A 13300-nucleotide genomic window follows, 5' to 3' on the forward strand; every position below is an offset into this window, starting at 1 on the left:
CTTTACGCGCAGAGAAGAGTGATGGACATAAAACAGTTAAAATATTTACTCGCGCTCGACGAGACCCGCCACTTTGGTAAAGCGGCATTGCGGTGCAACATCACCCAGCCGACCCTCTCCATGCGCATCCGCAGCCTGGAAGAGGAGCTGGGGCTGGTGCTGATCGTGCGCGGGCAGCGCTTTGAAGGGTTTACGCCGGAGGGAGAGCGCATTCTCGCATGGGCGCGCGCGCTTCTTGCCGCACACGACGGATTGCAGGCGGAAGCCGCGCTGTGTAAAGGCCAGGTAGTGGGAGAATTACGTCTGGGGATGGTGCCGCTGGCGAGCGTGGATCCGATGATCTTTATCCGCCTGCTTACGCAAAAGTACCCGGAGCTGACCTACAGCCTCTATTCTATGTCTTCGGCGCAAATTGCCGACGGCGTCAGCCGCAATCAGCTTGAGCTGGGGATTTGCTACCTGAACAGCATCGACACCAGCCTGTTTGACATTATTCAGCTTCCTAAAACGAAGATGGGGCTGCTCCACGACACCCGTCATTTCCAGCTTACCCCGGAGACGCTGACCTGGCACGACCTGACGGATTTTCCGCTGGGGTTCCTGACCAAAGGGATGCACTACCGGGCGCATATGGAGGCCAGCTTTAAAGCTGCTGGCATCGAACCGACGGCCGTTTTTGAGAGCGACTCCACGTTCCAGATCATTCAGGCGGTTCAGAGCGGCGTATGCTGCGCCGTGATGCCGCTGAATAACGGGCTGGAAGCCCTGAACAGCACTTTCAGGATTATCCCCATCGCCGACGCGAACATTGAGGCTCCCATCGGCCTGATTATGCGCAGGCAGAAACCCGTCTCTTCGCTGGCGCTGCGCTGTTTTACCGACGCGCAGGCGATTTATCACGCGGGCAAGGAGGCGTAAGCCTGGCGCGTCACCACGCTGAAACCGCCGATCAGCACTGCGGCGCAGACCTCCCGGTATTCCGGCGCACTCACCAGCTCGCGCAGCGCATCGCGAATGGCGCTAAGCGTTTCGGGGGACGTGCGTCGCGACGTGATTAATGGCAGCCCTGGCGTCAGCGGCGTTCGATCGAACGCCGCCAGCCCCGCAAGCCGTTCCGGCTCATGACGCTCCAGCAGCGCCCAGGTCACGCAGTCTATGGCGGCGATATCGCTCTTCCCGCGCTGCACGTCAATCAGCGACTGACGGTGGCTGCCGCTGAAGGACGTTTGTGAGAAAAATGGCCCGTCAACAATCAGGGGAGCCACCTTTTTTCGCAGCGCGTTATAGCCGGACTGCGAATCTTCCGAATTACAAACCGCCCGACGTCCGCGAAAATCCGCCAGCGTGAGATGCCTTTCCTCCGCGCGCGCTACCAGAAAACTGCGGTACTGGCTCCCTTCGCAGCCCGCGGCGGTGTAGTGAAAACAGCCCACCACCTGTACCTCCGGTAGCTGCGTCACCAGCGGGTAGCCGCATGTCTGGCTGAGGATAAGCTCAGGCTGTTGCCAGTGGGCCAGCAGGTCAGACTCCGGCCAGCCGGGAGCACCACCGACGGGCACGCCACGCGCGGCCAGCAGATGCTGCACCGCCAGCCAGAGCGCGCGGGTATCGCCGCGATCCACGGCGTACATGGGAAACGCCAGCAGGTTACTCATATCTCTCCTCCTGTTGTTTTCCGGGATGGACGGTGACCTCCACTGGCCGGGTCCAGAACTGGCGTAGCCATTCACCGTAGCCCCGTACCACAAAGCCGTGGTTACGCTGCCGGTACGCCTCCCGGTTTTGCCGGTAGATCGTCGGCAACCCGTACCAGGGAACGCCCGGTAAATCGTGGTGAATAGAATGGTAGTTGAGATTCAAAAACAGCACCCGCCAGACTAGCCCGGCCTCGTTAATGACCGAGCGCGCGAGCGGATCGTCCGCCGCCCGATGTTCGTAGAACGAGCGGACCTTGGTCAGCGCCAGCGCCGGATAGCTTACCGCCAGCACAAACCAGACGGGTGAAAAGCCGTGATGCACCATCCACGCGAAAAGTGCCCCCAGCAGCAGAGCATGAACCAGCCACATCGCCATCGCCCGCAGGTGAAAATCACGAAACGCCGCCCCGGCGCTGCCCAGCGTCTGGACGATATCCAGCAGCGGCGCCAGCAGAAGCCGCCCGGCAAAGGTATTCCGGGCCCGGATCAGGCACTTCTGCCACGGGGAAAAGCGCGCCCAGCTCGCCTCGGTAAAATAATACGACTCCGGGTCATCCACCGGATCGGTCAGGCTATCGTACCGATGGTGGGCCAGATGGGAATCCCGGTACAGGCCGTATGGATACCAGACGGCCAGAGGGAGCGTGCCGAACAGCTGGTTAAGCCAGGCAAAACGGGTGGGATGCCCGTGGATCAGCTCATGCTGTAGGGACATGTACCAGGCGGTAAACCAGATAAGCAGCAGCGTGGCGGGAAGCAGGCCGAGCGTTTGCCAGAACGTTAGCGTGGAAAACCAGCCGGTATAGATAATGACGATCAGCAGCCACGTAGGGAGTTCACTTCGCCACAGAACCCCAGATGCAAGTCGGTGGATGTGATTGCGCTGCTGCGGATGTAAATAGAGGGAGCTTCGTTTACTCATTCCTTCAGATGCCGTTTCGCCAGAGACAATGCTCTGACGATCGGGGATAACGCCTGAAATGACAAAGAACTTAAATCGCTTTGCTTTGCCGAAAATGCAGGGTCACGCCCGGCTTGACTTATTCTGTGGTAAAGGTACTTTTCAGGACATGAAGAAAATATTAATTATCGTACCTGACGGCGGCATGCTGTTTGAGGCCGCCGGTATCGCCGACATTCTGATGCAGGCCAACCGGCTGCATCCGGAAGGGCTTACCCAGCCCCGCTACCGTATCATCATTGCCACCACGCAGCCCCACCAGGTGATCCACGGCCAGTCTGGCCTGAACCTGCTGGCGGACTATCGTCTGCCGGAGCTGGATCCGCGCGAACCGCTGGACACCATTATCATCACCGGACGCGGGATCAACGAGCAGGAGAGCACGGCGGTGGTGGACTGGCTGCACCTCGCTGCGCCGCACGCCCGGCGGGTCGCCTCCATTTGCGGGGGCGCGATGCTGCTTGCCCAGACCGGCTTGCTGGACGGCCGCCGCGCAACCACCCACTGGCGGCTGTTGGAGACGATGCAAGCCCAGTACCCGGCTATCCACGTCGAAGGCGGCCCGCTGTATATTCAGGATGGCCCCATCTGGACCTCTGGCGGCGTGAGTTCCGGGTTCGATCTGACCCTGGCGCTGGTGGAAGACGACTACGGATTTACCCTCGCCCGCGACGTGGCGCAGGATATGGTGATGTATCTGCGTCGCCCCGGCGGACAACTGCAGTTCAGCCGCTATAGCCTGCAGCAGCCTGGCGCATCGGGGCCCATAAGCGAACTGCAAACCTGGATCCTGCAGAACCTCACCGCCGACCTGTGCGTGGAAAATTTGGCCGAAAAGGTGGCGATGAGCCCGCGCAATTTCACCCGGGTTTTTACCCGCGACGCGGGCGTCTCGCCTGCCCGTTACGTGACGGAAGCGCGCCTGGCCGCCGCCCGACAGCTGCTTGAGCAGACCCATGATCCCCTTGAGCGGGTTGCCGAGCAAAGCGGGTTTGGCACCAGCATTAACCTGCGCCGCGTGTTTGAGAAACAGCTCCACCTCACGCCGGGCGAGTACCGCCAGCGCTTCCACTGCCGCAAGATGGCGTAATCTGATCCTTTTTTGTCGTTTACGCCAACCGGCCCCGCGCCTAGAGTGACTCCAGACAACAGAGATAAGGAGTGCACCATGGTTAAGGTCGGTATTAACGGTTTCGGCCGTATCGGACGTAATTTCCTGCGCGCGGCGCTGGGTAACCCGGATCTTCAGATTGTGGCCATTAACGATCTGACGGACAGCAAAACCCTCGCCCACCTGCTGAAACATGATTCCCTTCTGGGCAAACTGCCCGCGCCCGTTGAAGCGGCTGACGGCGCGCTGCAGGTGGACGGTCAGCGGATTGTGGTGTTTAGCGAACGCGACCCGGCAAATATTCCGTGGCGCGATGTTGGTGTTGACGTGGTAATTGAGGCCACCGGCTTCTTTACCGATCGGGAAAAAGCGGCGGTGCACGTCACGCAGGGTGGCGCAAAGCGCGTCATCATCTCCGCGCCCGGCAAGAATGACGATCTGACGGTTGTGATGGGAGTGAACCACGATCGCTACGACCCGGCTCAGCACGTGGTCGTCAGTAACGGGAGCTGTACCACTAACGGTCTGGCGCCGGCGGCTCAGGTGCTACATCAGCAGTTCGGGATCGAGCATGGTCTGATGAACACGACGCACGCCTACACCAACAGCCAGGCGCTGCACGACCAGCCGGAAAAAGATCTGCGCGGCGCGCGCGCGGCGGCGCTGTCGATTGTGCCTTACTCCAGCGGCGCGGCGAAAGCGCTGGGCAAAGTGATCCCCTCCCTGGACGGCAAGCTGACCGGGTACTCCCTGCGCGTGCCGGTGCCGGTGGTGTCGATTGTGGATTTAACGGTAACGCTCAGCCGTAGCGTAACCGCCGAAGAGGTGAATGAGGCGTTCCGCAACGCGGCCGCCAGCGGGCCTCTGAAAGGGATCCTGGGCTATAGCGATGAACCGCTGGTCTCCAGCGACTACCAGGGCGACCCGCGCTCCTCCATTATCGACGGGCTTTCCACGCTGGTGATTGGCGGGAACATGGTGAAGATCCTGGCGTGGTATGACAACGAGTGGGGCTTCTCTAACCGCCTGGTGGATCTGGCGGTGCTCATGGATAAGAAAGGGCTGTAAGCCTGGAGCCGGGTGGCGCGAACGCTCACCCGGCAAAAAATCATTCCGCTTTCACTTTCACGCCCATCAACACAATCACCATCGCCGTCACCAGCAGGAACCCGCTTCCGGCGAATACGCCGCTGGCACCGTTAAGGTCAAATACCGCCCCGCCCCCGGCCGCACCGGCGCTTATCGCCAGCTGGATTGAGGCCACCAGCAGCCCCCCTGCACTTTCGGCTTCATCCGGAACGGTGGTGGCAAGCCAGGTTGACCAGCCCACCGGAACCAGACCAAACGCAAAGCCCCACAGCGCCACCAGGAACCCGTCCAGCATCGCCAGATGGCCAAACGCCACCATCGTCAGCGCCAGTATGCCCATGGCGAACGGCACCAGCGCCAGCGTCAGGCGTAGATTACGTGCCAGCAGATGTCCGGCAACGGAAGTACCGACAAAGTTCGCCAGCCCAAAGCCCAGCAGGATCAGTGAAATGGTCTCAACGTTCGCCTGCCCCACCGTTTCCAGGAACGGGCGCAGGTAGGTAAAGAAGGCGAAATGGCCGCTGAAGATCAGAATAGTGGCCAGCATGCCGCCGATCATGCCCGGTCGACGCAGCACGCGGAACAGCGTGCTGAGGCTACCGCTGCTCTCGGGCTTCATGGACGGCAGCACCCAGATCTGCCACAGCAGCGCCAGTACGCTCGGCAGAATGCAGAGCACAAAGACGTTGCGCCAGCCGATCAGGCTACCCAGATAGCTCCCCAGCGGGGCAGCAACCACGGTGGCAATCGACACGCTGGAGAAGATCACCGCCAGCGCCTTCGGCACTTTATCCGTCGGAACCAGGCGCATCGTGGTGGCCGTCGACATCGCCCAGAAGCCACCGATGGCGACCCCTAACAGCAGGCGCCCCATCAGCAGGACGTGCAGCGTAGGCGCAAAGGCCACCAGCAGGCTGGAGATGATTTGCAGCACGGAGAAAAACATCAGTACCCAGCGACGGTCGATACTTTTGGTCGCCGGCGTAATCAGAAGCCCGGTGACCAGTGCCACCAGCGCGGTGGCGGTGACGGCCTGCCCGGCCATGCCCTCGCTGACGCCCAGGCTCGCGGCCATCGGCGTCAGCAAACTGGCTGGCAGGAACTCAGCCGTTATCAACCCAAACACGCCCAGCCCCAGTGAATAGACGGCCCGCCAGGCGGGTCTGGCTGGCGCGACGGACTCTCTCGCCACGACACATGAATTCATCTGTTGTTCTCCCGTTATAAAAATGTGACAACTGTCGCAAAAGCATAGAGAGTTCACCGTGGACGATCTATGACATATAATCTCCACTTATTGATTATTCGTCCGGAGTTGCGCCATGACCGTTCAGTCCCCCGATTTGATCAGCGAACTCTTACGCGGCATGCGCCTGTCGGGCGTGAAATACCGACGGATTGAAGCCAGCGCGCCGTTTGGCGTGGCGTTCCACCAGGCGCCCGGTAAGGCGCAGTTCCATTTTGTGAGCCACGGTAGCGCCCTGCTGCGTATGGAGAGCGGTGCGACCTTCGAACTGAGCGGCGGCGACGCGCTGTTTATTCCTGGCGGGAATGCCCACGCCCTGCTCTCTGACGCGCAGGCAGCCATTACTCCGGTGAACGCTTTTCCGAGCGAACCTATCTGCGGCTCGGTGTGCGCCATTACCTGCGAGCCCTGTCCGGAGAGCGAGAACACCATCATCTTTAGCGGGTGTATGGATTTTGAGCTCGGCGGGATGCAGCCGCTGATCAAAGCAATGCCGGAAGTGATGATGGTCAGCCGGCTGATGTCCACCTGGCCGGAAATTCATCCGCTACTGGCGGCGATGGAGCGAGAATCCATGACCCGTCAGGCCGGGTTCGCCGGGATCCTTGCCCGGCTGGCTGATGTGGTGGCGGCGTTAATTGTGCGCGGCTGGGTTGAGGGCGGCTGCGGTAAAGCCACCGGCTGGGTGCAGGTTTTACGCGACCCGCGCCTGAGCCGGGCCATTTACGCCATGCACCAGCAGCCTGGCCTGAACTGGAGCGTGGCGGATCTGGCGAAAGAAGCGGGCACCTCACGCTCCGTGTTTGCCGAACGGTTTCTGGCCGCGACGGGGACGACCCCGGCAAAGTATCTCAGCGAACTGAGAATGCGGCTGGCGATTCAGTACATTCGTCACGAAAATCAGCCGATTGAAACGGTCGCCCTGCGGCTGGGTTACGGATCGCTGGCTGCGTTTAGCCGGGCCTTTAAGCGCATCATTGGCCATGCGCCGGGCACGCTGCGGGAAGCCGGCCAGGCCCCGGAAGAGGTCTGACCGGCAGGCTGGCATAGAAAGAGTATTTAAAGCGCACGCGGCCACCGTAGCGATCGTCGTTTTTCTTATCGCCCGCTTTCGGCGAAGCGTTGACCCAGGACGCATACGCGCCCAGATAGATGTTGAAGTTTTTCATCTTCATGACGTTCGGGATCAGATCGTATGGATGGTATGAATATCGTACTCGCCCTTCGCGTCCAGGTAAGCGGTGTTGAGGTTCATGACCACGCCGTTCTCCGGATCGGTTTTAAGCCCGTCCCAGGTCATAGTAAACCCGTAGCCGTCGCTGTAGAGATCGTCCGACTTTAATTTCCCAGTCGTTCACAGAACCGAAGAAGAATACCGCATCATCGAGATACATTTTCCCGCCAAGAGGCTGAACGGAAAATCCGGCAAAATTGCCGTTATCCATTTTTCGATAACCATCAAAACCTCATAAATTACGCCCGTTAATATCCCAGCGTTCTTTATATCCCGGCGCACAGTCGCTATTAGCGCTTTGCTTAATGGAGGTCAGACTGCCTGTTTTACTGGCGGCATCTATATTAAACTCCACGTCACCATAAAATTTAATATCACCAAACCCTGAAAGCGTCAGCTTTGGCGGTTCGGCTTTGCTCACCGGCTCTTCGGACTGCACAACTACGGCGGGTGCTGCCTGCTGCTGTCTAAGCGCCGGAATAAAATGCACTTATCAGTATTACCGTTTTTTTTAATTTCATAAAATCCATCCTGATTATAAAAGTGAATACGCAAATAGGGAGCATCGCCATTACGACTACATAGCCTTTTGGGTTCTATTATTTTTTTTGTTGCACAACAAATCCTTCCGGACAGGGCGTGCGAAGCGGTAAATTGTCTGGTTCTGCGCAAAATGGGATATTCAACACGCGAAGCGGGCAATATTCGTCTAAGGTTTTCAGGTGATTGATAACAGCGGTCACGCTGCTCAGGAATACAGGAGACGAACCGATGATAAGACCTCGTACTTTACGCCCTGCTCTTTTGCACCTCGCGCTGGGAGGCGCGCTGCTCGGTGTGGCAACGATGGGTTATGCTGAAGAACAGCCAGCCTACCAGAAAAATTCACCCGATATTTTGTTTGGCCCTCTGTTTAACGACGTGCAGAGTGCCAAACTGTTTCCCGATCAGAAAACCTTTGCCGATGCCGTTCCCAAAAGCGACCCGCTGATGATACTGGCGGATTACCGGATGCAGCACACCCAGACAAGCTTTGACCTGCGCCACTTTGTGGAGATGAACTTCATACTGCCTGCGGAAGGTGAAAAATATGTGCCGCCTGCGGGACAAAGCTTACGTGAGCACATTGACGACCTCTGGCCTGTGCTGACGCGCACCACGGATAAAGCCAGTAACAAATGGGATTCCCTGCTGCCGTTACCGAAACCTTACGTTGTGCCCGGCGGGCGCTTCCGCGAGGTCTACTACTGGGATAGCTATTTCACCATGCTGGGCCTGGCGGAGAGCGGCCACTGGGACAAAATCAGCGATATGGTGGATAACTTTGCGTATGAGATTGATACCTTCGGCCATATCCCCAACGGCAACCGCAGCTATTACCTGAGCCGCTCCCAGCCGCCGTTCTTCTCACTGATGGTTGAGCTGCTGGCGACGCATGACAAAGACGCGCTGAAAAAATACCGTCCACAAATGGAAAAAGAGTACACCTACTGGATGGAGGGTGTAGAAAGCCTTCAGCCAGGGCAGGCTAACCAGCGCGTGGTGAAGCTCGATGACGGTTCCGTACTCAACCGCTACTGGGACGATCGCGATACCCCGCGCCCGGAGTCCTGGCTTGACGATATCACCACGGCGAAGAGCAACCCTAACCGGCCTGCGACGGAAATCTACCGCGATTTGCGCTCCGCAGCGGCCTCGGGCTGGGACTTTAGCTCCCGCTGGATGGACGACCCGCAAAAGCTCGGCACCATCCGCACCACCAGCATTGTGCCCGTCGATCTGAACGCCCTGATGTTTAAAATGGAAAAACTGCTCGCGCGAGCAGGCCAGGAGGCGGGCGACAGCGCGGCGGCGAGTAAATACGAGGCATTAGCAACCGCGCGTCAAAAAGCCATTGAGCGCCACCTGTGGAACGATAAAGAGGGCTGGTACGCCGATTACGATCTCAAGAGTAAGAAGGTGCGCAACCAGCTCACGGCGGCGGCCCTCTTCCCGCTCTACGTGAAGGCGGCGGCACAGGATCGCGCCGATAAAGTGGCCGCGGCCACCTCCGCGCGCCTGTTGAAGCCGGGCGGTATTACCACCACCACCATCAACAGCGGCCAGCAGTGGGATGCGCCAAACGGCTGGGCACCGCTGCAGTGGGTGGCAACGGAAGGGTTGCAGAACTATGGGCAGGATAAGGTTGCAATGGACGTGACCTGGCGCTTCCTGAAGAACGTTCAGCACACTTATGACCGCGAGAAGAAGCTGGTGGAGAAGTATGATGTCTCTTCTACCGGTACCGGCGGTGGCGGCGGTGAATATCCGCTCCAGGATGGGTTCGGCTGGAGTAACGGCGTGACGCTGAAAATGCTGGATCTGGTTTGTCCGAAAGAGAAACCGTGCGACAGCGTGCCGGAAAATCAGCCTGCGGCGAATGATGAGGCTGCGCCGGTGAAAGCTTCGGCGCAGTAAGGGAGTATTGCCGGGTGATGCCTACGCCTTACCCGGCCTTCATTTTGAACTCACAGGGATTTAGAAGCTGTAACTCGCCCCTAGCTGATACGTCCTGTCACGCCCAATCCAGCAGTTAGTCGCATCGTAGCAGGTCAGCGTCTCTTTATTGGTGATGTTCTGCATACTTGCCTTAAGCGTCAGCCCCGCCAGCGAAGGCAGAATTTCGCCCATCCGGTACGACGCCGCCAGATCGTACTGCGTAGTGCCCCCCAGCTTACCCGCATCGTTAGACGGTGAAATCTCCATCGGCCCGGTATAGCGCGCCCCGGCGCCCAGCATCAGCCCCTTCAGCGGCGTGCTCTCGAAGGTGTAGTCCCCCCACAGGTTGAACGCATTTTCCGGCACCTGAGTAGGACGCTTGCCCTGATATTTATCATCTTCGGTATTAATTACGTGGGTGTAGGCATAGTTGGCAATCAGCGTCAGGTTGTCCGTCGGGCGGCTGATGGCGGAGAGCTCCGCGCCTTTGGATTCCACCTCACCTGTCTGCCGGTAGTTCAGGAAGCCCGGGTCGGAGGTGACGACGTTTTTCTGCCGGATGTTAAACACCGAGGCGGTAAACGTCGTGGCGTACTCTGCCAGCAGATATTTTACCCCGCCTTCAACCTGCTTGCTGGTGGTTGGCTTGACGTCTTTCGCCGTGAGCGTCCCCTGCGGCGAGACCGGTGCAAAACCTTCTGAATAGCTGATAAACGGCGAAATACCGTTATCGAAGGCGTAAAGCGCCCCCAGGCGTTTGGTAACGCGATCCTGCGATACCCAGGCCTTATCGCCGTTTTGCAGGTAATCGGTGGTGACGGAGCGGTAATCGTCGTAGCGCAGGCTGCCCAACAGACTTAAGCCGCCAAATTCCACCTGATCCTGCAGGTAGTACCCGTTCTGCTGGTAGCTGAGGCGGTTTTTCTGGGCGGTGTAGAGCCCCAGCGCGCTTTCGTCGATTTGCGAATAGTCCGGATTACGCATATCCATGCCCGGCGTAGTCGACGCGTAGCGGTAGTGGAAATGGGAGTTCAGCCTCTGATAGTCAAACCCGGCCAGCAGATGGTGTTTCCACTCGCCCAGCGCAACGGTTTTAGTCACCTGGTTGTCGATGTTGAAGCTCTTAAGATCTTCATCGGTGGTATAGGCAAAGCGGTTAAGCTGATAGACCTCACTTCCCGTTCCCGTCGCGTAGACGCTGTTCTGGTGGGTATCGACGTCGAAATAGCGCGCTTTCTGATTAAAGCCCCAGCCGCTGTCAAACTCGTGTTCGAAGCTGTAGCCCAGCATCCACTGCCGCTGCTTAAACCCGCTCCACTCATCTCCGGCGTAATCCCGGCGATCGGCATATTTGGACCGCAGATAAGCGAGCGGCAGCGGGTTAGACGGCGTCAGGCTCGGGGAGTTTTGCGCCAGCGCATCCAGGGTGAGGCGGGTTTTACCGTCGGGTTGCCATGTAACGGATGGGGCGACCAGATAATTTTCATAGCGGCTAGTGTGCGGCTGATCGTCATTCTCCGTCGCTTTACCCAGCAGGCGGTAATTCCAGTCGCTGTCGGCAATTTGTCCGGTCGAATCGAGATAGCCTTCTTTCAGATTACGGTTCCCGGTATTAAAACCGACCTCGGTACGGGCTTCCCGCTGCGGCTTTTTACTTTGAATATTTACCAGCCCGCCCGGCGAACCGCCGCCGTAAAGCACCGATGAAGGCCCTTTCAGGATATCGACGCTCTCTATTAACAGCGGATCGATGCGCGCCTTGGTGTTGCCGGTGACGTTATAGGGTAGCTGCAGCCCGTTGTAAAACTCCTGATCAACGGTAAAGCCACGAATTTTGTATTCGCTCATATAGGAGGTATTCCCCCGCACCTCGGTTGAGACGCCTGGGGCATAGCGCAGGATTTCATTCACGGAGTTCGCGTGACGCTTTTCGATCTCCGGCGCAGAGAGCGTGTTGATAACCTGCGGCGTTTTACTTTCGGCAACGGCCGATTTGGTGGCGCTGTTGGTCCAGGCCGACAGCACGCTGCCCTGCTCTGAGCCCGTGACGACAATGGTTGATTCTTCGGCGAAAGCCTGGACCTGCAATGCCAGCGTGACGGCACCCGCCAGGGTGCATAACGTAAAACGTGAGGAGTTCATAATGTCGTCTTGTTATTACATGCAATACGGAACGACAATTATTATCATTTAGATTAGCAAATCAATATGGCGGCAAAAAAAACGGCCCTCCGCAGAGAGCCGTTCTGTCATTTTATGCTCGTCGCAGTAATCTGAATATGCCCAGCACGACAATGGCTCCCACGACAGCGACCAGGAAACTGTGCATGTCGAAACCACTGATGTCACCACCAAAACCAAACATCGTCGCCAGCCAGCCGCCTACAACCGCACCAACGACCCCGAGTACGCAGGTCAAAATAAAGCCGCCGCCATCGTTTCCCGGCATGATCAGTTTTGCGATAGCGCCGGCAATAAGGCCAAAGATAATCCAGGCGATGATACCCATAGCAATGCCCTCTTGCAGATTAAACGCATGTGCAGAAAACCTTCTGCACAGCTAACTTAAGTATAGGTCATCACCGGAAAACCAGTTTCGTCTCACCGACTTATCCTGCGGACAACGGTAAAAAAATCTCACCGGTTTGTATTAAGTTTGAGGGTGGATTGCCGATAACACTAAGACAGTCTGTCATCAATCAAGGAGCCATCCGGCGTGAGTCATTACAGTGAGCAGTTCCTCAAGCAAAATCCGCTGGCTGTATTAGGGGTATTACGCGACCTGCAAAAAGGCGAAGTGCCGCTGCGCATCAGCTGGTCGAATAATCAGTTTATCAGCAAGATCCTTGACGTCTCGCAGGAGAGGCTGGTTATTGACCTGGGCAGCCTTGAGTATGAAAACCGCGCGGCGCTGAAAGCAGAGAATATCGTGGTCATGGCCGAAACCCATGGGGCCAAAGTGGAATTTGTCCTGCCGCGACTGGAACTGAGCGAATACCAGGGACTTCCGGCTTTTGTTACCCTCCTTCCTGGCAATCTCTGGTTTGTCCAGCGCCGTGAATATTTCCGCATCAGCGCCCCCCTTCATCCTGCCTATTTTTGTAAGGCCAAAATGCCGGACAAAAAAGAGATCCGCTTCCGTCTCTTTGACCTGTCGCTGGGCGGAATGGGCGCGCTGATGGATACCCCGAAGCCGGAGGGTCTGGTAGAAGGCATGCGGTTTACGCAAATAGAACTGGATATGGCGGGCTGGGGCCGTTTTTATTTCGATGCACAGCTGATTGCCATCAGCGAGCGCACGGTGGTGGACAGCAAAAATGAAACGATTACCACGCCGCGTCTGAGCTTCCGTTTTCTGAACGTCGGGCCCGGCGCGGAGCGCGAGCTGCAGCGCATTATCTATTCGCTGGAACGGGAAGCACGGGAACGTGCGAATAAGGTTCTGTAGGAAAAGTCGGGCAGCGAGCGCCGCCCGTTTGCGGCA

The 13300-nt window shown here is 58.0% G+C and carries 11 protein-coding genes and 1 pseudogene; 6 read left to right on the forward strand and 6 right to left on the reverse strand.

All coding sequences use genetic code 11. The features are described from left to right. The first annotated feature begins 21 nt into the window (after window positions 1–21). Window positions 22–918, forward strand: coding sequence for a LysR family transcriptional regulator (locus tag ACMGGH_RS19090; RefSeq protein WP_232948564.1), 897 nt, complete (start codon window positions 22–24; stop codon window positions 916–918). Here ACMGGH_RS19090 and ACMGGH_RS19095 read toward each other — a convergent pair. Further along, on the reverse strand, window positions 897–1655 hold the full coding sequence (locus tag ACMGGH_RS19095; RefSeq protein ID WP_049138804.1) for a phosphate/phosphite/phosphonate ABC transporter substrate-binding protein: 759 nt from the start codon (window positions 1653–1655) through the stop codon (window positions 897–899). The two genes, ACMGGH_RS19090 and ACMGGH_RS19095, sit on opposite strands and share 22 nt — an antisense overlap. Then, window positions 1648–2619 carry a fatty acid desaturase gene (locus tag ACMGGH_RS19100; protein WP_232948563.1) on the reverse strand — a complete coding sequence of 324 codons (972 nt, stop codon included), beginning with the start codon at window positions 2617–2619 and terminating at the stop codon, window positions 1648–1650. Before ACMGGH_RS19100 ends, ACMGGH_RS19095 begins: the two co-directional genes overlap by 8 nt. A 148-nt stretch (window positions 2620–2767) precedes the next feature. Here ACMGGH_RS19100 and ACMGGH_RS19105 point away from each other — a divergent pair, with 148 nt between their 5' ends. Further along, window positions 2768–3748, forward strand: coding sequence for a GlxA family transcriptional regulator (locus ACMGGH_RS19105; RefSeq protein ID WP_041909518.1), 981 nt, complete (start codon window positions 2768–2770; stop codon window positions 3746–3748). A 78-nt stretch (window positions 3749–3826) separates the two neighbouring features. Further along, entirely contained in the window at window positions 3827–4837 is a 1011-nt protein-coding gene (gene gap / locus ACMGGH_RS19110; protein ID WP_049138809.1) for a type I glyceraldehyde-3-phosphate dehydrogenase, read from the forward strand. A 40-nt stretch (window positions 4838–4877) separates the two neighbouring features. On the opposite strand, the gene ACMGGH_RS19115 is transcribed toward gap, so the two are convergent. After that, window positions 4878–6065: an MFS transporter gene (locus tag ACMGGH_RS19115; protein WP_214539673.1), complete on the reverse strand. Its 1188-nt coding sequence runs from the start codon at window positions 6063–6065 to the stop codon at window positions 4878–4880. A gap of 115 nt (window positions 6066–6180) precedes the next feature. On the opposite strand from ACMGGH_RS19115, the gene ACMGGH_RS19120 reads away from it, so the two are divergent. Continuing rightward, entirely contained in the window at window positions 6181–7137 is a 957-nt protein-coding gene (locus ACMGGH_RS19120; protein WP_028013503.1) for an AraC family transcriptional regulator, read from the forward strand. Between the two features lie 16 nt (window positions 7138–7153). Here the strand turns inward: ACMGGH_RS19120 and ACMGGH_RS19125 are convergent. After that, window positions 7154–7828 (reverse strand): annotated as a pseudogene (locus ACMGGH_RS19125) (carbohydrate porin); the annotation flags it as partial. A gap of 281 nt (window positions 7829–8109) precedes the next feature. Here ACMGGH_RS19125 and ACMGGH_RS19130 point away from each other — a divergent pair. Further along, on the forward strand, window positions 8110–9795 hold the full coding sequence (locus tag ACMGGH_RS19130; RefSeq protein WP_232948562.1) for an alpha,alpha-trehalase: 1686 nt from the start codon (window positions 8110–8112) through the stop codon (window positions 9793–9795). A 60-nt stretch (window positions 9796–9855) separates the two neighbouring features. On the opposite strand, the gene ACMGGH_RS19135 is transcribed toward ACMGGH_RS19130, so the two are convergent. Both ACMGGH_RS19135 and ACMGGH_RS19140 read right to left on the reverse strand, forming a co-directional pair. Further along, window positions 9856–11958, reverse strand: coding sequence for a TonB-dependent siderophore receptor (locus ACMGGH_RS19135; protein ID WP_232948561.1), 2103 nt, complete (start codon window positions 11956–11958; stop codon window positions 9856–9858). 112 nt (window positions 11959–12070) lie between these two features. Then, on the reverse strand, window positions 12071–12325 hold the full coding sequence (locus tag ACMGGH_RS19140) for a GlsB/YeaQ/YmgE family stress response membrane protein (protein WP_028013508.1): 255 nt from the start codon (window positions 12323–12325) through the stop codon (window positions 12071–12073). A 207-nt stretch (window positions 12326–12532) separates the two neighbouring features. On the opposite strand from ACMGGH_RS19140, the gene ycgR reads away from it, so the two are divergent. Continuing rightward, entirely contained in the window at window positions 12533–13264 is a 732-nt protein-coding gene (gene ycgR / locus ACMGGH_RS19145) for a flagellar brake protein YcgR (RefSeq protein ID WP_028013509.1), read from the forward strand. The last annotated feature ends 36 nt before the right edge of the window (window positions 13265–13300 follow it).

The organism is Enterobacter sp. BNK-16 (assembly GCF_048684955.1).
Lineage (GTDB): Bacteria > Pseudomonadota > Gammaproteobacteria > Enterobacterales > Enterobacteriaceae > Enterobacter > Enterobacter bugandensis.

Coding starts and splice junctions, on each gene's coding strand:
- ACMGGH_RS19090 (WP_232948564.1), top strand. CDS start 22: ATGGACATAAAACAGTTAAAATATTTACTCGCGCTCGACGAGACCCGC.
- ACMGGH_RS19095 (WP_049138804.1), bottom strand. CDS start 1,655: ATGAGTAACCTGCTGGCGTTTCCCATGTACGCCGTGGATCGCGGCGAT.
- ACMGGH_RS19100 (WP_232948563.1), bottom strand. CDS start 2,619: ATGAGTAAACGAAGCTCCCTCTATTTACATCCGCAGCAGCGCAATCAC.
- ACMGGH_RS19105 (WP_041909518.1), top strand. CDS start 2,768: ATGAAGAAAATATTAATTATCGTACCTGACGGCGGCATGCTGTTTGAG.
- gap (WP_049138809.1), top strand. CDS start 3,827: ATGGTTAAGGTCGGTATTAACGGTTTCGGCCGTATCGGACGTAATTTC.
- ACMGGH_RS19115 (WP_214539673.1), bottom strand. CDS start 6,065: ATGAATTCATGTGTCGTGGCGAGAGAGTCCGTCGCGCCAGCCAGACCC.
- ACMGGH_RS19120 (WP_028013503.1), top strand. CDS start 6,181: ATGACCGTTCAGTCCCCCGATTTGATCAGCGAACTCTTACGCGGCATG.
- ACMGGH_RS19130 (WP_232948562.1), top strand. CDS start 8,110: ATGATAAGACCTCGTACTTTACGCCCTGCTCTTTTGCACCTCGCGCTG.
- ACMGGH_RS19135 (WP_232948561.1), bottom strand. CDS start 11,958: ATGAACTCCTCACGTTTTACGTTATGCACCCTGGCGGGTGCCGTCACG.
- ACMGGH_RS19140 (WP_028013508.1), bottom strand. CDS start 12,325: ATGGGTATCATCGCCTGGATTATCTTTGGCCTTATTGCCGGCGCTATC.